At 72.9% G+C, this 20,802-nt stretch carries 11 protein-coding genes; 4 read left to right on the top strand and 7 right to left on the bottom strand.

Annotated elements, in window-relative coordinates:
• Positions 1-28 precede the first annotated feature (28 nt).
• Entirely contained in the window at positions 29-3,682 is a 3,654-nt protein-coding gene (gene fxsT, locus AB0M46_RS36260) for an FxSxx-COOH system tetratricopeptide repeat protein (RefSeq protein ID WP_363343697.1), read from the top strand.
• Positions 3,683-3,768: 86 nt separating this feature from the next.
• On the opposite strand, the gene AB0M46_RS36255 is transcribed toward fxsT (AB0M46_RS36260), so the two are convergent.
• The gene (locus AB0M46_RS36255; protein ID WP_363343739.1) at positions 3,769-4,650 is read right to left on the bottom strand and encodes an alpha/beta fold hydrolase; all 882 of its coding nucleotides are present in this window, start codon (positions 4,648-4,650) and stop codon (positions 3,769-3,771) included.
• 193 nt (positions 4,651-4,843) lie between these two features.
• Here AB0M46_RS36255 and AB0M46_RS36250 point away from each other — a divergent pair, with 193 nt between their 5' ends.
• From AB0M46_RS36250 to AB0M46_RS36240, 3 genes are all read left to right on the top strand, one after another.
• Positions 4,844-5,983 carry an FxsB family cyclophane-forming radical SAM/SPASM peptide maturase gene (locus AB0M46_RS36250; RefSeq protein ID WP_363343695.1) on the top strand — a complete coding sequence of 380 codons (1,140 nt, stop codon included), beginning with the start codon at positions 4,844-4,846 and terminating at the stop codon, positions 5,981-5,983.
• Positions 5,980-7,752, top strand: coding sequence for an HEXXH motif domain-containing protein (locus AB0M46_RS36245; protein ID WP_363343693.1), 1,773 nt, complete (start codon positions 5,980-5,982; stop codon positions 7,750-7,752). The genes AB0M46_RS36250 and AB0M46_RS36245 overlap by 4 nt, the downstream gene beginning before the upstream one ends.
• Before the next feature lie 207 nt (positions 7,753-7,959).
• Positions 7,960-8,154 (top strand): hypothetical protein, encoded by a 195-nt coding sequence (locus AB0M46_RS36240; RefSeq protein ID WP_363343691.1) that lies wholly within the window; start codon positions 7,960-7,962, stop codon positions 8,152-8,154.
• Between the two features lie 172 nt (positions 8,155-8,326).
• On the opposite strand, the gene fxsT (AB0M46_RS36235) is transcribed toward AB0M46_RS36240, so the two are convergent.
• The 6 genes from fxsT (AB0M46_RS36235) to AB0M46_RS36210 all read right to left on the bottom strand — a co-directional run.
• Positions 8,327-12,271 carry an FxSxx-COOH system tetratricopeptide repeat protein gene (gene fxsT / locus AB0M46_RS36235; RefSeq protein ID WP_363343689.1) on the bottom strand — a complete coding sequence of 1,315 codons (3,945 nt, stop codon included), beginning with the start codon at positions 12,269-12,271 and terminating at the stop codon, positions 8,327-8,329.
• 8 nt (positions 12,272-12,279) lie between these two features.
• Positions 12,280-13,488 carry a TIR-like protein FxsC gene (locus AB0M46_RS36230; RefSeq protein WP_363343687.1) on the bottom strand — a complete coding sequence of 403 codons (1,209 nt, stop codon included), beginning with the start codon at positions 13,486-13,488 and terminating at the stop codon, positions 12,280-12,282.
• 220 nt (positions 13,489-13,708) lie between these two features.
• Positions 13,709-14,914 (bottom strand): ROK family protein, encoded by a 1,206-nt coding sequence (locus AB0M46_RS36225; RefSeq protein ID WP_363343684.1) that lies wholly within the window; start codon positions 14,912-14,914, stop codon positions 13,709-13,711.
• Positions 14,915-15,008: 94 nt separating this feature from the next.
• Complete coding sequence (locus AB0M46_RS36220; protein ID WP_363343682.1) at positions 15,009-18,581, bottom strand: choice-of-anchor D domain-containing protein; 3,573 nt, start codon at positions 18,579-18,581, stop codon at positions 15,009-15,011.
• Between the two features lie 854 nt (positions 18,582-19,435).
• A complete protein-coding gene (locus tag AB0M46_RS36215) occupies positions 19,436-20,134 on the bottom strand; it encodes a response regulator transcription factor (protein WP_363343680.1) in 699 nt (232 codons plus the stop codon).
• Positions 20,131-20,802 (bottom strand): ATP-binding protein (locus AB0M46_RS36210; RefSeq protein ID WP_363343678.1); only part of this gene is annotated, 672 nt, incomplete at its 5' end. The genes AB0M46_RS36215 and AB0M46_RS36210, both read right to left, overlap by 4 nt.

The following is a 20,802-nucleotide window of genomic DNA, read 5'->3' as shown; positions in this document are numbered from 1 at the left end:
GCCGCCAATATTCGGGGATTATCGATGGGTGTCGCAGCAGGGTCAGGGTCGCATCGTCACGGTCCACTCCTTCACTGGCGGGACCGGGCGCACCATGGCGACGGCCAACCTCGCCTGGGTCCTCGCCGCGGCCGGCCGCCGGGTGCTCGTGGTCGACTCGGACCTGGAGTCGCCGGGCCTGCACCGGTACCTCCACCCGTTCCTCGATGCCGCCCAGGTCGCCGGGTCCGGCGGGGTCACCGACCTGCTGCGCCGCTTCGAGCGGGCCACCGCCGACCCCTTCGCCGAGACCCCGCCGGTGCCGGTGCTCTGGAACCACTTCGGCGGCGGGACCATCGACTACCTGCCGGCCGGGCGGCAGGAGGCGGCCTACGCCGGCTCCCTCGGCGGCCTCGGCGGGCTCGACTGGGACCAGTTCTACGAGGAGGGCGGCGGCGGCCTCCTCGACGCCCTGCGCCGGGCCATGGCCGCCCGCTACGACTACACGCTGGTGGACAGCCCGCCGGGCCTGGGCGACCTGGCCCAGATCTGCCTGGCCCACCTGCCCGACGTGGTGCTGGCCTGCTTCACGCTGAGCGACAAGAGCATCGAGGGCGCCGAGCGGGCGGCCCGGGTGGCGGCGGCCGCCGCGCACCCGCCGCGGGTGCTGCCGGTGCCAATGCGCGTCGACCCGGCCCACCGCGCCCGGGCCGACGCCGGCCGCCGGCTGGCCCGCGAGCGCCTGGCCGGCCTGCCCGCGGGGCTGCGCGAGGACGAGCTGGCGGTGTACTGGCGCGACGTGCAGGTGCCCTACCAGTCCGCCTACGCCTACGAGGAGGTCCTCGCCACCCTCACCGACCTGCCGGGGCAGCCGGACTCGCTGCTGGCCGCGTACGAGCGGCTGGCCTGGTATCTCACCGACGGCGACGTGAAGACCCTGGCCCCGCTGGAGGAGGGGCTGCGCTACCGGGCCGGCGGGCGGTACCTGCGCCTGGTCGCCGCCCGCGAGGACGCGGTGCTGCTGCGCAACGCCGCCGAGGACCAGGTGTGGGCCGAGTGGATCACGGCGACGCTGACCGCGGCCGGCGTGACCGTGCTGTCCGACCGCGCGGCCGCCTCGGGGGCTCGCGAGCTGACCGTCATCTCCGCCGGCCGGGCCGCCATCGAGGCGCAGCGCCGCCCGGCCGGCCAGGAGCCGGGGCGCCCGCCGCTGGCCGTGTACATCGATGACGTCAAGGCGGTGCCGGCCTACCCGGAGCGCTCGTCGGCCCGCCTGCACGCGCTGCCGGAGGCGGCCGCGGCCCGGGAGCTGCTGCGGCTGCTCGGCCACGGCGAGCCGCCGCATCCGCCGGGCAACCTGCGGTACCCGGGTCTGGAGCCGGCCCGCTTCCACGTCCCGCCCCGCCCGGCCGGCTTCATCGGGCGGGACGCCGGCCTGGCCCGGCTGCGCGCCCGGCTGCGCCCCGACGAGCACGCCGACCCGCGCCAGGCCACCCCGCCGGTGGTGCTGCACGGCCTCGGCGGGGTGGGCAAGTCGGCGCTGGCCGCGGAGTACGCCCACCGCTTCCGCGCCGCCTACGACGTGGTGTGGTGGCTCGACTGCGGCGATCTTCCGAGCGGGCTGGCCGCCGTGGCCAGGGCCCTCGGCGTGGACGAGGCTCCTTCGGCGGTACTGCGGGCGCTGCGCCGCGGCGAGCCCTACCGGCGCTGGCTGATCGTGCTCGACGACGCCGACGACTACGAGCAGGTCCGCCACTTCCTGCCCCAGGGCAGCGGCCAGGTCCTCATCACGTCGCGCAATCTCTCCTGGGGCGGCGGCTTCCACTCCGCGCCGGTCGGCGTCTTCGCCCGCGAGGAGAGCATCGTGTACCTGCGCCGGCGCGTGCCCGCGCTGCGCACCGCGGACGCCGACGCGGTCGCGGAGGCGGTCGGCGACCTGCCGGTGGCCGTCGCCGAGGCGGCCCAGACCCTGGTGCGCACGGGCGCCGCCGTCCCCGCCTTCCTCGCCGCGCTGGCCGGCGACCGGCGCGAGCTGCCCACCGCCGAGCGCGTCTGGGACCGCTCCCTGGCCCGGCTGCGCGCCCAGTCCCCCGGGGCCCACCGGCTGCTCCAGCTGTTCTCGGTGCTGGCCCCCGACACCGCCACCGACGTGGTGTACAGCGACGTGATGGCCGAGGTGCTCAAGCCCTACCAGGCCGCGGTGGCCGACCGCCTGATGCCGGCCACGCTGGTTCAGCAGATCAGTCGGCTCGGCCTGCTGCGCCCCGACCTGCCGGCCGGCCGGGTGCACATGCACCCCCTGCTGCAGCGGGTGGTCCGGGAGCGAATGAGCCCGGAGGACCTGGACGAGGCCCGCCACCAGGTCCACCTGGCGCTGGCCGGCCTGGCCAAGGGGCACGACGTGGACGATCCGCGCTCCTGGCCGCAGTTCGCGCTGATCTGGCCGCACCTGGCCGTGTCGGGCGCCGCCGCCTGCCCGGACGAGGCGGTCCGCGGCCTGGTCGTGGACCGGATCCGCCACCTGCGCCACGCGGGCGCCCGCGCCGAGGCCGAGCGGCTGGCCCGCCGGGTCGAGCAGGAGTGGACGGCCGGCGGGGCGCCGGGCCGGCCCGCCCAGCTGCTGCGGCTGCGCGGGGTGCGCGCCGCGATCCTGCGCGACCAGGGCCGCCACGCCGAGGCCCTCGCCCTCGACGAGGAGATCCGGGCCGCCCAGGAGGCGCTGCTCGGCCGCCACCACCCGGCGACGCTGGCCACCCGCGACCGCCGGGCTGCCGACCTGCGGGCCCTGGGCCGCTACGCCGAGGCGCTGGACGAGGCCCGGGCGACGTACCGCGCCTGGGCCCGGGTGGTCGGCGCCGAGCACACCCAGACCCTCAACGCCCTCAACGGCCTGGCCACCGCCTACCGGGCGGCCGGGCAGTACCGCGCGGCCATGCGCTGCGACGAGCGGGTCCGCGGCTTCCGCCCGTTCCCCGGCCCGGACCAGCACCCGGCCGTGCTGCGCGCCGCCGCCAACGTGGGCCGCGACCTGCGCGACGCCGGCCGCTACGGCGAGTCGGCGGAGCTGCTGCGCGCGCTGGCGCCGGCCGTGGCGGACGTCTTCGGCGCCGGCTCGCGGGCCGCCCTGACGGTGCGCAGCAGCCTGGCCGTCTCCCTGCGCCTGGACGGACACCCCCTGGAGGCCGCCCCGCTGCTGGAGCAGGCCTACGAGCAGTTCGCCGGGCTGTGCGGCCCGGCCGGCCCCGACACCCTGGCCTGCCGCCACAGCTGGGGGCTCACCCTGCTGGCCACCGGCCACGTCGAGCGGGCCCGGGCCGAGCTGACCGGCGTGGAGCAGCGCTACGGCACCCTGCTCGGGCCGGCCCACCCGCGCACCGTCATCACGCGGGCCAATCTCGCCCTGGTCGGCTGGGCGGCCGGCGAGCGGGAGCAGGCCCACCGCCTGGCCGCCGGGTCGGTGGCCGAGCTGGCGGCCGTCCTGCCGCCGTACCACCCGCTGGCCCTGACCGCCGCGGTCAACCTGGCCCTCCTCGACGCCGGCCGGGCCGACCGGGCCGCCACGGCCCGGCGCCTGGCGGACCTGACTGACCGGCTGCGGCGCGCGCTGGGCGACGACCATCCGGAGACCCGCCGGGCCGCCGCCGCGCCGCCGGATGTCGTGTTTCCGACACCCGAGGCCCTGCGCTCGATCGACCCCTACTGACTCGATCACCGCCACCAACCGGCCCCGGCCGCAACCCACCAGCTCCAGGCCGCGACCGACCGGACTCAGGCCGCGACTGACAGGCCTCAGGCCGCGGCGCTCGGCGGCTCGTCGGCCTCGGCCAGCCAGCGGATCATCCGGGGCATCACGCGCAGCGCGGCGAAGTGGGCGGCGCCGGACTCGACCTCCAGCTGGGCCCCCGGCACGTGCTCGGCCAGCCACCGGGTGTGGCTCACCGGGGCGAAGCGGTCGTCCGCGCCGTGCCACAGCCGCACCGGCGATCGGATGTCGTCGAAGCGGAACCCCCACTCGGCGCGCAGGGCGAGCAGGTCGTCGATCCAGCCGTACGGCCCGTCGCCCAGCGCCACCGCGTAGGTGCGCAGCAGCTGCCGCTCGATGGTCTCGTCCTCGACCATGTTCTTGTCCGCCTGCGGCATCTCCTCGCGCAGCAGGCGCAGCAGGTGGGCCGGGTCGTCGTTCACCCGGTTGGTCCGCAGCCGCACCTGCTCGGCGATGAGCTCCTCGTCGAGCGACGCCGCGCGGTAGGAGCGCTGGTTGTCCGTGGTCATGTTGCCGTACCAGTCCAGGCCGATCGCGTCCGGCGGGGCCAGGCTCACCAGGGCGGCCACCCGGGTCACCCGGTCGGGCAGCAGCGCGGCGGTCGCGAGGGCGTGCGGGCCACCGCCCGAGCGGCCCAGCACCCCGAAGCGCTCCAGGCCGAGCGCGTCGGCCAGGGCGGTCACGTCGCCGGCGGCCCGGGCGACCGTGCGGCCGCGCATCCGGCTGGAGCCGCCGTAGCCGGGCCGGCAGTAGGCGACGAGGCGGACGCCGAGCCGGTACAGGATGGAGTGCCGCGGCTTCGGCCCGTCGGCGCTGCCCGGGGTGCCGTGGTGCAGGATCACCGGGCGGCCGTCGCGGTTGCCCGAGTCCTCGTAGACGATGCGCCGGTCGCCGGGCAGGTCGAGCACCTCGAGCAAGGCTGCCTCCCGGTCCGTGGAATCTCCTGGCGCAGGGGGTAAGAATACGGGCCATCCAGTGACGGGGACCAGTACGTGGCAACCGCCGAGAAGGCCGGACCACCCCGGTCAAAGGGTTAGACTTAGGGGATCCGCTAGACACTCGTTGACCCACACCCCAAGATTGGTCCCCGTGGGCACGTCGATGCGCCAAATCGTTCTCAAGATTCACAGTAGATGCAATCTGAGCTGCGATTATTGCTATGTATATGAGAGCGTCGATCAAAGCTGGCGGGCCCAGCCGACGACGATGAGTGCGGCGACGCTCGAGCGGATCGCACAGCGCATTGACGAGCATGCGCGCGATCATGATTTGCGCGATCTCCGGGTGGTACTGCACGGGGGCGAACCCCTGCTCGCCGGGCACGACGGCGTCGAGGCGGCCCTGCGGGCGATCCGCGACGCGTTCCCGGCGACCCGCTTCGCCATACAGACCAACGGGATCCTGATCGACGAGCGGTTCCTGGCGATCTTCCACGAGTACGGCGTCAGCGTCGGGGTGAGCGTCGACGGCGGCCAAGCCTCGACCGACCGCCACCGCCGCTACGCCAACGGCCGCGGCTCCTACGACCGCATCGCCGCCGGCATCGCGCTGCTCATGCGCCCGGAGCACGCCGCGGTCTACGGCGGCCTGCTGTGCACGATCGACGTCGACAACGACCCGGACGAGGTCTTCGACGGGCTGCTGGCCTTCCGCCCGCCCCAGGTCGACCTGCTGTTGCCCCACGGCAACTGGACCAACCCGCCGCCGCGCATCCCGGCCGCCGAGCCGGCCGCCGGGCAGGACCGCCCGGTCCCCTACGCCGAGTGGCTCACGCGCGTCTTCGACCGCTGGTACGAGCACCGCCCGGTCGAGACCAACACGCGCATCCGGCTGTTCGAGTCCATCATGGCCCGCCTCTTTAGCCTGCCCAGCGCCACCGAGTCGATCGGCGGCGAGTCGCCCGGGGTCATCACCGTGGAGACCGACGGCAGCTACGAGCAGTCCGACGCGCTGAAGACCACGACGGCGGGCGGCCCGGCCACCGGCCTGGGCGTGGCCGGCCAGCGCTTCGACGACGTGCTCGACCACCTCGCCACGGCCGCGCCCTACCGGCTGTCCGCGGCCTGCCAGGCCTGCCCGGTGGTCAAGGTGTGCGGCGGCGGCCTGCGGGCGCACCGCTACGCGGCCGGCACCGGCTTCGACAACCCGTCGGTCTTCTGCGCCGACCTCCTCGCCCTCATCAACCACATCGGCGGGCGGGTCCGCGCCGACCTGAAACAACCAGCGGTGGTCTCTCAGTGAGTAACGAACGTCTGCTGCTCAGCGCCGAGCAGTTCGCCGGCATCGCCGCCGGCTACGGCGACGCCGGGGCGATGGCCGTGCTCGCCGCCGGCCAGCTCGCCAAGCGCAAGGCATTGATCGCGATGGTACTGCGGGCCGCCCGCCCGACCCGCCACGGCGCCGCGCTGGAGCCCGCCGTCGCGCTCATCGGGCGGGCCGAGGACGCCGACGAGGCCGCGGTGGCCGGGGTGCTCGCCCACCCGCACCTCGACGCCTGGGCCACCGTGTGCCTGCACCGCCTGGCCGACGCCGAACGGGCCAAGACGCTGGCGGACCCGGGCAACGACCTGGGCTTCCTGGCCGCCTACGCCGTCGCCGCCGCCGTGGCGGCCGGCCTGACCTTCGACATCGAGGTCCCCACGGTGGACGGCGCGGCGACCATACCCGGGCTCGGCCGCGCGACCGGCCTCGGCCCGGGCCCGGCGCGGGTCGCCGCCACCGCGTCCGGCCTTCGCTGCACGGGCGCGAACGGCGTGGTCGTCGACCGCGGCGGCCCCGGCTGGCAGGCGCTGCGCTCGGTCGACCTCGGCGGCTGGCGGCTGGCGATCGAGGACCAGGACCCGTACCGCGACTGCTACGGCTGGCGCCCCCTGCCGACCCTCGCCGACCCCCGGGCCGGCCACCTGGAGAAGCTGCTCGTCGACGCCTGGCAGCTCATCGAGCAGGAGCACCCACGGCACGCCGAGGCGCTGCGGCACAGCCTGCGCTGCCTGGTGCCGCTGGCCACCCCGGACGGCGGCGCGCTGGTCAGTGCCGCCTCCCGCCACGCCTGCGGCTCGGTCGGCGCCGCCGTCCCCGACACCGCGGCCGACCTCGCCCTGCTGCTCATCCACGAGTACATGCACGCAAAGCTCGGCGCGCTGCTGGACCTCTGCGAGCTGCACACCGGCGGGCGGGAGGCCCGCCTGCACGCACCCTGGCGGCTGGACCCGCGCCCGACCGGCGCGCTGCTGCAGGGCATCTACGCACACGCCGGGGTGACCGACTACTGGCGGACCCGCCGCCACGCCCCCGACGGCGACCCGCGCCGCGCCGCCGCCCAGTTCGCGTACTGGCGCGCGATGAATCGGATCGCCATCGAAAACCTGATCAGCGGCGGCGAATTGACCGACGCCGGTATGTATTTCGCGACGACACTGCGGGCCACCCTGGACGACTGGGAGGCCGAGGAGATCGCGCCGGACATCGCGTCGCGGGCATATTTGTTCGTCACCGCGCAAACGGTCCGCTGGTTACTGCTCAACGCGCGCGCGGACCCCCGGGAGTCGCAAGGTCTGCTCAGTCACCTGCGTTTCGGCACGCCACCCGGAAGCATGGCCGGGCGGGGGTCCATCGCGGGCGGCGCGGCGGCCACCCCGGCCGACGCCCCCGGCCTGCTCGGCGAGCTGCACCGCTGGCTGGACGGCCGGACCGGCCAAGTGGGGCCGTCTGGCCCTGACCCATCGACACCAGGCGCGATGCTGCTCGACGGCGACGCGGCCGGCGCCGAGGCGGCGTTCCTGGCCCGGCTGGACGCCGACGCCGCGGACGACGAGGCCTGGATCGGGATGTCCGTCGCCTGGGCCCTCGCGGCCGGCGCGCAGGATCGTTCGGACCCGAGCGGTGGGCTGGTGCATCGGCTGTTGCCGACCCGGCCCGAGTTGCTCAAGGATGTCGTATTGGAACTGCAGCGCAACGGCCATCCCAACGCGGCGACCGAACTGCTGAAAGCCGGTCGGACGAACCAATGACCGGCCGAGTTTTGCTGTGTTGTAATACTCGCGAGAGTTCTGCGTGTCGGGCCGGGGCCGGGCAACGATCGTGGCAGCGCCTGAGTATCATCTGCCTGGTTCATCCGCGGCCGGTGAGTCCGCGTGCTTGCATCTAGGCCATCCTCGGGAGAAGCGAGATCTCTCGGGAGGGTCGGTAACAACATCAACATCCAAACGATCTTTTAGGTGGAAGCCATGGACAAGCCAGGTGCGAACGAGGTTCAGGACGAGCTCCTGGAACTCGCGACGGTGCGGTTGCAGGCATTAATGACCGAGCCCGACTCGGCCACGTCCTCGACCCTCGACAGCGTGATGCGGCGCCTGTTCAACCCGAAGGAGCGGGACCTGCTCACGGTCTCCGCCTTTTCGTCGGCCCTCTAGGCCACTTTTCCGACCCAACGCCGCCCGGCAAACGCCACCCCGATAGCGCGGAGCCGGGCGTCGGTCATTTCCCGATCATGTACTTGCGGCGGTACCGCCGGGCAACACCAATGCACCGCAGACGCGAACGGGCCCGAAGCGGCAACGCCCCGGGCCCGCCGTGCCGCGCCGCCTACGTCGGCGGCGGCGAGATGTCGCAGTTGAGCCGCCGGCCCTCGCGCAGGGCCAGCGTGTTGGGGTGATGCTCCCCCAGCGCCGAGCGGCTTCGCTGTAAAGTGATCTTGAACAGCTCGTCCGCGCCCTCCCAGTCGCCGGTCCGCCGCCGGCTCACCACCAGGTTGGCCGCCGCGGCCAGGGTGTCCGGGTTGTCGCCGCCGAGCACCTGATCCAGGGCCGTCCACACCTTCTCGTCGAGCTCCCGCGACTCGTGCAGGCCGCCCTCGTCGAAGATGACGTTGGCCAGGTTGATGCGGCTGGACAGCGTGTAGACGTGCTCGGCGCCGAGCGCCTGCTCGAACCGCTCGCAGGCCTGCATCGAGAAGGCCCGGGCCTCCTCGTGCTTGCCGCCCATCCGGGCGAAGATGGCGAGGTTGTTCAGCGCCGCGAGGCGGAACGGGTGTTTCTCGTCGTAGAGGCTCTCGTAGCCGACCAGCACCTGCCGGGCGATGCGCTCGGCCGCCTCCCCGTTGCCCAGCGCCGACTCCTCGAACGCCGCGTTCATGAGGCACGACAGGGTGTCCGGGTGCTCCTCGCCGTGCAGGTCGCGGTACCGCTGCAGGGTGTCGTTCGTGAGCTGCCGGGCGGCCCGGATGTCGCCCAGCTTGCGCAGCGTCACCGCCATGTTCTTGGCCGCGCGCAGCGTGGCGGGCGCGGAGTCGCCGAGGATGTTGCGGTAGGTCTGCAGCGTCGACTCCAGCAGCTCCCGGGACTCCTCGAAGCGGCCGATGGCCCGCAGGTCGTGCGCGTAGTTGTTGGCCGCCAGCAGGGTGGTCAGGTGCCGCTCGCCGGAGACCCGGCGCAGCCGCTCCATGACATCCTGGTCGTAGGACGCGGCGCCGCGGAAGTCGCCGACCAGGCGCAGCGACACCGCCACGTTGTTGGCCGCCGCGAGCGTGCGGGAGTGCTCCTCGCCGAAGGTGCGCTGGGCCCGCGCGAAGGTCTCCTCGGCCAGCTCCCGCGCCTCCTGGAAGCGGCCCAGCGCGCGCAGGTCGGCGGCCACGCCGCCGGCGGTCATCACGATGTACGGGTCGTCCTCCTCCTCGACGACCTCCTTGAGCCGCTCCAGCGCCCGCTGGTCGATCTCCAGCGCCCGGTCGAAGAACGCCTGCGACCGCAGCGCGTTGCCGAGATGGAAGTCGAGCAGCAGGGTGAGCGCGTCCTCGCCGATGCGCGGGTCGGCCCGCCAGATCGCGACCGTCTCCTCCGCCAGCTCCTGGCTGCTGCTGAAGTCGCCGCGGGACCAGAGGTACCGCACCACGTCCACCACGAACAGCCGCACCGACGGGTCGGAGGAGGAGTTGGCCCGCGAGCCGCGCACGTGCGGCAGGAGCCGGGCGTAGGCGGGCCAGCTGGTGAAGTCGTCCGGGTCGGCCCGCTCGGCGGTGGCCAGCACCTGGTAGACGTGGCGCCGGTTCTCCTCCCGCTCAGCGTCGGTGAGGCTGCCCTGGATGACCGCCTGGACCAGCCGGTGGATCTGCATGATGGTCTGGCCGGAGTCGACCGAGGCCAGGGCGTAGCGGCCGATCTGGCGGATCAGCCGGCCCTGGCGGATCGGGTCGTGCAGGGCCGGGTCGTACTCCAGCAGCGGCTGGGTGAACCGCGGGGTGTACAGCAGCCGGGTCGGGATGGGCTCGGGCGCGAAGAAGGCGCAGATCTCCAGCAGCTTGGCCGCGGCCGGGGACTGCTTGCGCAGCTGTTCCAGCGACAGCTGCCAGGTCGCGGCGGTCGTCTGCTCGTAGCCCACCGGCGCGTTCTCGGCGAGGATGCGCAGCGGCTGGGTGTCGAGCAGTTCGAGGTACCGGCTCACCGGCATGCCGGTCTCCGACAGCCACGCCGCCGCCTGCTCGATCGCCAGGGGCAGGTCGCCGAGCCGGTTGGCGACCGCCTCGGCGTGCTCCGGGGACAGGCCGCTCACCCGCCGGGTCAGGAAGGTGATGCTCTCCGCCCGGGTGAACGTGGTGATCTCCACGACGTGGGCGTCCTGCGTCCACTCCTGGTTGCGCGAGGTGAGCAGCACGTGGCCGCTGCCCTGCGGGATGAACTCGCGGATGCTCTCCGGGTCGCCCACGTTGTCGAAGATGAGCAGCCAGCGCTTGAACGGCCGGCCCTGGCGCAGCGCGTCGCGGACCATCCGCACGCTCTCGCCGAGGGTGTCCGCCTCCTGCAGCTTGAGCTCCCGGGCCAGCTCGCCGAGGGTCGAGCGGACCTGGGAGACCTGCTCGGCCGAGATCCACCAGACGAGGTCGTAGTCGGCGGCGAAGCGGTACGCGTACTCGATCGCCACCTGCGTCTTGCCGACGCCGCCGAGGCCGTAGAGGGCCTGCGGCACGACCACGGTCACGCTGGCCGAGAGGCGGTCCCGCAGCTGCTCGAGGGTGTCGCGGCGGCCGGTGAAGGCCGGGTTGCGCTGCGGGACGTTCCAGATCGGCGGCAGCGCGCCCGGGAACCGCGGCCCGCCGGCGTCGTCGGCCTCGCCGGGGCGCCCGACCGTGTGCATGATGGCGCCGACCGCGGTGAGCACGGCCTCGTGCGCCCGATCCCGGGGCAGGTTGGCCAGGTCGGTGGGGAGCCGCTCGGTGAACGGCGCGGACAGCCGGGTGCTGTCCAGGCGGATCGGCATCACGGCCGGCGCCCCGGCCGCGGTCCGGCTGTCCAGCAGCTGCCACAGCTGGGCCGCCTGCGGCGAGGAGACGTAGTCCTTGGACAGCAGCACGAGGGTCCGCCCGATGGTGGCCAGCCGCCGCTCCAGCTCGGTGGTGAAGTGCTGCCCGGTGACCGAGTCGATGTCGTGCAGCGCCACCCGCATGCCGGCGTCGATGAGCCGCTGCTGAATCCACTCCGCCCACATGCGGTCGACCGCGGCGTAGCTGATGAGCACGTCCGAGGCGCTGCTCGGGCGGGGCCGCTCGAACTCGAAGAGCCAGTGCCGGCGCTTGGCCTCGTCGATGGCCGGCATCTCCCGCACCGCGCCGTCGGTGAGCACCCCGGCCAGCCGCTCGAACGCGGCCAGCAGCGAGGTCTCCAGCCGGGGGCGCTCGGCGAAGGTGGCCAGGATCTCCTCGTAGGCGAAGTACGGCTTGTAGGGGACCTCGACGTCGCCCCAGTACCGGTTGGCCTCGTCCGGACTGCGATGCTCCAGGAACGGCCGGAAGCGCTGCCGGGCGTGGTCGCGGCCGATGTCGAGCTTCACCTGCTCGGCGTCCTCGACCCGCATGAGCACGGGCAGGAAGCGGATCGGCCGGCCGCGCCGCTGCTGGCGGATCGACTCGCTGACCGCCACGGCACCGTCGACGCTCTGGATGCTCAGCGTGAAGCAGCTGACCACGGTGTCGGGCAGCAGCACGGTGCAGACGCCGGCCGCGTCGGACAGGCCGGTGCGGCTGTCGATGAGCACATAGTCGTAGTGCTCGCGCATGTTGCGGGCCAGCGCGTCGATGAACGCGGCGCCGGGCAGCCGGTCGTAGAACTTCGGCCAGTCGAAGGTGCTCACCGCGGCGGCGTAGGAGCGGTTCTGCCGGCCCGAGGGCAGCATGTCGATGCCGCCCCCGCCGGGGAACTGCCAGTCCAGCGACACCGCGTGGTCGAGCACCTGGGCCTGCTCGTCGACCCATTCGAGGTCGTCGTCGCGGTCGGGCTGCAGGGCGGCGGTGACGAACTGGGTGAGCATCTCGATGACGCCCGGGGAGTTGCGCAGCTCCTTGTCCAGCAGGAAGGGGTGGAAGTACCGGTGCAGGCCCGGCGACTCGAGGTCCCAGTCGACGGCGAGCACCCGGTAGCCGTTGCTGGCCAGGATCCAGGCGATGTTGGCCAGGGTCATGGTCCGGCCGGAGCCGCCCTTGTACGAGTAGAAGGTGACGATCTGCCCGGACGTCCGCGCGCTGTGGTCTGTGTCGGTCATCGTCCCTCCTACGGTCCTTCGAGAATCGGGCGGGGAGCGTACTGGCCCGGGGGCGGGCGGCGGAACACGCGGCCGTCGGCGACCAGGCGGTTGCGGGCCTCGGCGAGTACCACCGCCAGATCCGCCTCGAAGGCGGGCCCGGTCAGCACGCTGCGCCGCAGCATCACCTCGTCGAGGCGGCGCTCGTTGTTGCCGAGCGTGTCGTGCATGAGCCCGGCAAGGCGGGCGCTGTGCTCCTGGGTCTGCACGTCGCCGGCGCTCATCACCACGAGCATCGCCGAGACGTGCTCGCGATGATGGTCGTACTCCAGCAGCAACTCCCGGTGCAGGGCCACGTCGGCGCACCACGGGTCGACCAGCAGCACCACGATGTGGTTGTTCTGCTGGGCCACCTTGACCCGGTCGCCGAGCCGGTCCAGGCCGGTGAACCGCGAGTCGAAGCCCAGCTCGGAGGCGACCTTCTCGGCGTACTCCCGCAGCGGCCGCGCCTGCACCGGCCAGAACGGCGCCCAGTCCAGCGGGTCGCGGCCGTAGAAGCCGCCGTCGCGCTCGATCGTCTCGGCGTCGGGGCGCGACGGCGCGGCGATCACGAAGTGGATCGTCTGGCCGGTCCACCTGCCCTGGCCCGCGTCGGGGGCCGCGCTGGGATGGAAGGCGCTCTCCAGCCGGTCGAAGTCCAGCTGCGTCGAGCCGCGCGGCGGGGGCACGGCGGCGGCGCTGACGATCCGCTCGGCGATCGTCGAGAGGAACTCGATGTAGGCGTCGTGCATGCGCTGTAATCGCAGCAGCTGGCGCAGCCCGCGCCGCCGGTAGGCCTCTTCCTCCACGTCCAGGTCGTAGTGGACGGTCTTGGCCACCTCGGGCAGTTCCCGCGGCGGCAGCCACACGACCGGGATCAGCCCCGCGACCGCCTGCTCGTCGCCGTGCGGGGCGCCGCGCGAACGCAGGTCGAACATCGTCCATTCCTTGCCGCAGGGCTGGCTCAGGAAGTACGCCGGAGAATAGAGCGCCAGGAAAGTCGCACACTCGGCGATGGCATTGATGAGCGCTTGGGGCCAGTTCTGCCCCGGTTCGATGTTGTGATTGTCGAGGAATCCCACCTCGGCGTCGCGGTCCAAACCGGCGTGGACGCGGACCTCGCTGCAAAGATCGTTGTAGAAGCGCCTTACGAACAGATCGTCTGGCCCGCGGGCGTAGCTGAGAAAAAAGTACAGCACACGTCCTCCGCGGGCATAACCGATCGGACCCCCAAGGATATCAGTATATAGATCAACATGCGTGCGAGCACCCCCGCCGAATCCGATTCGGGCGGAGGTGCTCGCAGAAATCGTCCTAACCGACGAGGCGTTCCGGGAACTTCGCCAGGTCGCGCATGTCGGCCCGCACGGTGACCCCGGCCCCGACCGCGTCGACGGCGGCCCGGTCGTAGCGCCGAGGTCAGACCTGGATGGCGGCCGCGAACGGGACGGTGTCGATGCCCAGCGCCAGCGCCACGGCGCCGAGCGACGCCGCCCGCAGCGACAGCGAGCTCTGCACCACCTCGACCGCCTCGGCCGCCGCCGCCAGCGCCGTCTCGGCCAGTCCGCGCTGCAGCGGCTCGCGCAGCAGGTCGGTGGCGGCGCCGAGCTCGTCGCCCAGCAGCACGCGCTGCGGGTTGATCAGGTTGACGAGGTTGCCCAGGGCGTACCCCAGCTGCGTCCCCGCGTCGATGATGAGCCGCCGGCACCCGGGATCCCCGGCGTGGGCCAGGGCGACGAGACCCTTGAGGTCGTGCAGCTCCGGGTGGGACTGGCGGGCGTGGGCGAGCAGCGCACGGCCGCCGACGGCCAGCTCGACGCAGCCGCGGTTGCCGCACCGGCAGACCGCCCCGCGGGCGTCGAGGGTGACGTGGCCGAGCTCGCCCGCCGTGCCGGCCGCCCCGCGGTAGAGCCGGCCGTCCAGGACGATCCCGGCGCCGATGCCGGTGGCGAGCTTGACGTAGACGAGGTCGGTGCAGCCGCGGCCGGCGCCCCAGACGTACTCGCCGAGCGCGGCCAGGTTGGCGTCGTTGTCGACCCGCACCGGCAGCGCCAGCCGGGCGGTGAGCTCGTCGGCGGGGCGCAGGTCGGCCCAGCCGGGCAGCATGGGCGGCGAGCCGATGCGCCAGTCGCGGGTGATCGGGGCGGGCACCCCGAGCCCGACGCCGACGACGTCGTCGCGGGTGGCCACGATGTCGTCCAGCGCCGCGTCGACCAGCCCGACCGCGAGCTCCAGGGCGTCCAGCGGCCGGTCGTCGATGTCGAAGTCGGTGCGCGCCTCGCGCTCGGCGATGACCGCGTGGCCGAGGTCCGCGACGGCGACCCGCACGTGCCGGCGACCGATGTCGGCGCCGACCGCTATGCCGGCCCGCCGGGTCAGCTGGACCACGGAGGCCGGGCGGCCACCGACGGGGCGGGCCGCGGCGCCGACCTTTTCGCTCACCAGGCCGGCCCCGCCGAGGTCGGTGAGCACGGCCGAGACCGTCGGGCGTGACAGGCCGCTGAGCGTGACGAGCTCGGCTCGGGTCCGGGGCCCGTACAGGCGCAAGGTCTCCGCGACCCGCCTGGCCGTCCCGCCCAGATCGCGGCTCCACAGGTCGCGGGGATGCGTCTGCCGTGCCGCCACGGCGCGTAATCTTCCTTGCCACAAATGGGTTACGTCAAGGCCTTACAGAAAGGAGCCCCGCACCGGTGACCGGTGCGGGGCTCCCTGCGAAACGTCAGCTGTTCCAGACCTCGAAGGTGGAGATCTGGGCCGCCGGCCATCCGGTGTTCGACGAGATGTTCAGCCGGAAGTACCGCTGGCTGGTCGCGCCGAACGTGATGGTGACGGTGTTGTTGGAGCCGGGCGCGAACGAGTAGTCGGTCGCCGCCTTGAGCTCGGTGAAGGACGAGCCGTCGGTGCTGCCCTGGACCTGGATGCGCTGGGTGCGCTGGCCCCAGGTGGCGGGCAGCTGCAGCACGATCCGCGACGCGCTCTGCGCCGAGCCGAGGTCGACCTGGACCCACTGCGGGAAGGCGTTGTTGGCGCTCTCCCAGTAGGTGCCCTGGTTGCCGTCGGTCACGTTGCTCGAGGTGTACACGCTGTTGTGGCTCGACTCCGAGGTGGGCTTGCCGGCCGCCAGGTTGGTCGGCGTGGTGCCCGCGCCGGTGCCGCTCAGCGCGACCGTGGTCGGGCTGTTCGACGCGTTGCTGGTCACGGTCAGCGTGCCGGTGCGGGTGCCCGACGCCGTGGGCCGGAAGCTCACGTTGACGGTGCACGACGCGCCGACGGCGATCGAGCCGCAGTTGTTGGTCTGGCTGAAGTCACCGGTCACGGACACCCCGGAGACGCTCGCCGCCGCGGTGCCGGTGTTGGTGAAGGTGACCCCCTGCGCCGCGCTGGTGGTGTTCAGCGCCTGGGTGGCGAAGCTCAGCGAGGCCACGTTCGCCGACAGCGTCGGCGAGGTGGTGGTGCCGCCGCCGCTCGGGTACACCTCGAACTCGGCGATCTGGGCCGCCGGCCAGCCGGTGTTGCCGGTGACGTTGACCCGCACGTACCGGGTGCTGGTGGTCGGCAGCGTGATGCTGACCGCGTTGCCGGTCGCCGGGTCGAAGGTGCGGCCCGCCGACGCCGCGAGCGTGCTGAAGGTGTTGCCGTCGTTGCTGCCCAGGACCGACAGGGTCTGCGTCCGGGTGCTCCACGCGGTCGCCGGCGGGAGCTTCAGCGTGACCTTGCCGATGCTGGTCACCGTGCCGAGGTCGACCTGAATCCACTGCGGGAAGGCGTTGTTGGCGCTCTCCCAGTAGGTGTTGGCGTTGCCGTCGGTCGCCGTGGTGGCCGCCTGCGTGCCGTTGACCTGGCTGGACGCCGTGGTCGTCTTGTTCAGCGCGATGTTGGTGTCGGTGCCGATGCCGCTGCCGGACAGGGCGACGGTGGTCGGGCTGTTGTTGGCGTTGCTGGTGACGGTGAGCGAGCCGCTGCGCGAGCCCGACGCCGTCGGGGTGAACGTCACCGTGACCGTGCAGGAGGCGCCCACGGCGATGCTGCCGCCGCAGTTGTTGGTCTGGCTGAAGTCGCCCGACGCCGCGATGCTCGACACGGTCGCCGCGGTGGTCCCGCTGTTCGTCAGCGTCACGGCCTGGGTGGCCGCCGAAGCGCCGACGACGGTACCGCCGAAGCTCAGGCTGCCGGGGTTGGCGTTCACGATCGGGCCGGGGGCCACGCCGGTGCCGGACAGCGGCACGGTGTTGGTGATGCCCGAGGCGGTGACCGTCAGCGAGCCGCTGCGGGCGCCCGCCACGGTCGGGCGGAACGTGACGCTGACCGTGCAGGACGCGCCGGCGGCGATGCTGCTGCCGCAGGTGTTGGTCTGCGCGAAGTCGCCGGTGACGGCGATCGTGCCGACCGGGGCGGACGCGGTGCCGCTGTTGGTGACCGTGACCGACTGCGCGGCGCTGGTCGAGCCGGTGACCACCGAGCCGAAGCCCAGGGCGTTCGGGCTGACGCTGATGTTCGAGCCGTTGTCCGGCAGGTACGGCGGGAAGGTCGGGTTCTGGATGTTCGAGCAGCCCGTGCCGGACAGCCCGCTGTTGCCGCCGCCGTCGGTGAGCGTGAAGCCGACGCCGCAGTTGTAGATCGCGGCCGGGGCCTGCACGCCGGTGGCGGTGGAGTTGCTGATCGTCGCCGCGCCGCCGACCTGCTCCTGGATCGCCCAGGTGCCGGTGTTCTGGATGGTCGCGTTGTTGATCTTCACGTTGGAGATGTTCGAGCCCGAGACGAACTGGATGGCCTCGAACGGGCTCTGCTGGATCAGGATGTTGTCGACGTTGGTCAGGCCGGTCATGCCGCCGTCACGGGCGTCGAACCACAGCGCGCCGACGCCGAACTGCCAGTTCGGGTCGAGGCTGCCGGAGCGGATGATCGTGTTGCGCAGCACGTCGGTGCGGCCCAGCTGGGTGGAGGCGAAGCGCTGCGCGACGTGGATGCCGCCGCCCTGGCTGAGGCCCGAGTCGATGACCCGGTTGTCGGTCACGAAGTTGTCGTGGCCGCCGTAGATCGCGATGCCGTTGGCCAGGATCGGGTACTGCACCGTGTTGTGGTCGAACGAGTTGTTCGCGTCGGCGTTGATCTCCGCCCACATCGCCAGACCGTCGTCGCCGGCGTTGCGCACGTCGGAGTTGGTGACCTTCGAGTTGGTCACGCCGTTGTGGAAGTTCACGCCGTCGGCGGTGTAGTTGCGCAGCCGCATCTGGTTGAACACCAGGTTGTCGAACGGCCCGTCCATCCACGCGCCGACCTTGAGGTGCTCGATCCACACCCGGTCCACGGTGGAGTTGCTCAGCGCGCCGCCGATGCCGTTGACCTGGTCGCCGTCGTTGCGCTCCTGGACGTTGCCGAAGATCGCGAAGTCGGAGAGGTGGACGTTGGTGCCGCCGTTGGGCGCGTAGTTGCCGTAGAAGCCAGGCGCATTGCCGACGACCCTCGAGCGCCACATGCCGGCGCCCTTGATGGTCACGTTGTTCACGATGATGTGACTGCACGACATGCCACAGCCAGGGTTGCTGCCAGGGATCCGGAACGAGCCCTCCGGGATCCAGACGGTGCCACCGGGACCCGCTGCGGCGATCGCCGAGTTGAACGCCGCCGTCGAGTCGGCCGCGCCGGTCGGGTCGGCACCCTTGCTGGTCACCGAGACCGAGCCGCTGGGCTGGGACAGCGCCGGCCCGACGTTCTCGAAGTCGGCGAAGTCGATGGTGTACGACGACGCGGTCGAGTCCGCGTCGACCTGCAGCCGGAACTTGGTCCCCGCCGGGTAGGTGGTCGGGAAGAGCCGGTTGACCTCATCGTAGAAGTGGTGCGGGTTGCCGCCCGGGGAGTTGCTGAACGGGTAGCCACCGTAGTACCAGCTGTACGCGTTGGTGAGGGTGAAGTTCGTGCTGCGGGTGCCGTCGATGTACAGCGACAGCGGCGCCGTGTACACCGAGCCGTTGCCGGTGTCCGGGATGCTGTAGCGGAACACGATCGAGTTCGTCGCCACCGGGGTGGTGAACTCGACGTACTTGCCGGCGCCCTGCAGCGTCACCGCCTTGCGGTAGGACGCCTCGGACGGCAGCGTGTTGTAGGCCGCGCTCGGCCCGATCACGGTGCCGTTCGTCGGGCTGTTCTCGGCCTGCACCTGGACGTAGGGCAGGGTGGCGCCAACCCCGCCGGTAGCGGCCGCGAGGGCGGGCGTGGCGACGGCGACGGCGACGCCGGCGGCCGCCAGCGTCGCGCCGGCGACCAGCGCGGACGTTCGCGCCCGGGGTCGCATTCGTTTGATGTGCCGGAGCATGGAGACGCTCACTTTCGACGTGCCGGAGACGCGACCCATCGCCCGGCGCCCCACGGTCGGCGGTTTTCGGGGTGGACGCCGGTGCTGCCTCGCTGTGCTTGGTGGTATCGAGCCGAAGGGTCGGTACAGGCCGGAGGGGGTGATGGCCTTGCGGCCGCTTTGGGGTGCACCGGCTGGCGGATAGTTCGGTGCAACAGGGACGGTAGCCCCGCCGACACCGGCGCGCAATATCCAGACACATCCCTGTTTGATTCTTGCTCGTCTTCGCAAGACGATGACGACGCCGTCGATACGCCCGCCGCCACGTCCGCGTTGATGATGCTTCGGCGCGGCTGATATCGATGGCGGAAATGGCGATGTCCCAGCCCACGCCGGTCGCACCCTCCACTGGACACGAGAACCCACCCGCTCCGCAAGGCCCAGTGAACCCGGACCGCGACCGCCGGCGACACCGCAACGGTCTTGCGCCCGCCGCCGCACCTTCACCGGCGGGCTGGACGCCCCGACCCGGCCGTGCACTACGTCCTTCCCCGACCACCCGGCCGCCGCCCCCTCGGCGCCACCACTCCGGCGGCACCCGAGGCAGACACCCCGTCCACGGCCACCGCCAAGCCACACCACACCCGCCCGCCCCGCTCAGGCGGCGCCACGCCAAACAGACACCGCCCGAGCGGCGCCATCTCACAGGGACCCACCGCCCCGTCCCACATCCGCGCCTGCGTCCGATGTCCGCGTTCGAGGGCCGCACGGCAAGGGCCGCACGGCAAGGGCCGCACGGCAAGGGCCGCACGGCAAGGGCCGCGTTTCCGAGGCTTTGTCGGTCGGTGGCCGCGTCAGCGTTCGGGCCGGACGAGGCCGGATTCGTACGCCAGCACCACCAGCTGTACCCGGTCCCGCAGCCCGAGCTTCGTCAGGATCCGCCCGACGTGTGTCTTGACCGTCGCCTCGGCCACTCCCAGCCGCTCGCCGATCTCGGCGTTGGAGAGGCCCTCGGCCACGGTGAGCAGCACCTGGTGCTCCCGATCGGTCAGCAGCCCGAGCCCGCCCGCCGCGCCCGCGCCCGGGCGGCGGGACGGGGCCGCGGCCGGGTCGGGCAGCACAAACCGGTCGGCGAACCGGTCTAGCAACCGCCGCGTGACCCTCGGCGCCACGACCGCCTCCCCCGCCGCCACGACGCGGATGGCCGCCAGCAGCTCCCCCGGCGGCGCATTCTTGAGCAGAAAGCCGCTGGCCCCGGCCCGCAGCGCCGCGAACGCGTCCTCGTCGGTGTCGAACGTCGTCAGCACCAGCACCCGCGGGCCACGGTCCCGAGCCGCGATCTCGGCCGTGGCCGCCACCCCGTCCATGATGGGCATGCGGATGTCCATCACGACGACGTCGGCCGCCACCGAGCGCAGCAGCCGCAGCGCCTCGGCCCCGTCGCCGGCCTCCCCGACCACCGCCATGTCCGCCTGCGCCGAGAGGATCATCCGGAACCCGGCCCGCACCAGCTCCTGGTCGTCGACGACGACCACCCGGATCGGCCCGGTCACGGCCGCGCCCCCGCCGGCAACCCCGCCTCGAGCGGCAGCGTCGCCACGACCCGCCAGCCGCCCCCGTGAACCGGCCCGGCCTCGAACCTCCCGCCGTGCAACGCCACCCGCTCCCGCATACCCACCAGCCCGTGCCCCACGCTGCCCGGATCGGACCGACCGCTGATCGAGGACGCACCCGCACCGGACTGGCCGCTGGCCGAGGACGCACCCGGACCGGACCGGCCACCGGGCGAGGACCCACCCGGACCGGACCGGCCACTGGGCGAGGACGCACCCGGACCGGACCGGCCACCGGGCGAGGACCCACCCGGACCGGACCGGCCACTGGGCGAGGACGCGTCCGGATCGGTGGCCCGCCCGCCGTCGTCCGTCGCCGTGATGGTCAGCAGGTCGCCGGAGCGCTCAAGGCGGATGATCATGGCCGCGCCAGGCAGCGCGTGGCGCAGGGCGTTGGTGACCGACTCCTGCACGATCCGAAAGGCGACCAGGTCCTCCACGCCGCCCAGCGCGGCCAGGTCGCCCCGTCGCTCGACCTCCACCCGCAGCCCGGCCTCCTCCGCCCGGGCGACCACGGCGTCCAGCTCGGCCAGCCCGGCCCGCCGCCGCCCCGTGCCGCCGTCGCGCTCCGCGTCCAGCGGCCGAGACGCATCGTCATGACCTACGAC

The sequence above is a fragment of the Dactylosporangium sp. NPDC051485 genome, assembly GCF_040682015.1.
Taxonomy (GTDB): domain Bacteria; phylum Actinomycetota; class Actinomycetes; order Mycobacteriales; family Micromonosporaceae; genus Dactylosporangium.
This window is presented reverse-complemented; position numbering and strand designations above follow the sequence as displayed.

Coding starts and splice junctions, on each gene's coding strand:
- AB0M46_RS36250 (WP_363343695.1), top strand. CDS start 4,844: ATGCGCCAAATCGTTCTCAAGATTCACAGTAGATGCAATCTGAGCTGC.
- fxsT (WP_363343689.1), bottom strand. CDS start 12,271: ATGACCGACACAGACCACAGCGCGCGGACGTCCGGGCAGATCGTCACC.
- AB0M46_RS36220 (WP_363343682.1), bottom strand. CDS start 18,581: ATGCGACCCCGGGCGCGAACGTCCGCGCTGGTCGCCGGCGCGACGCTG.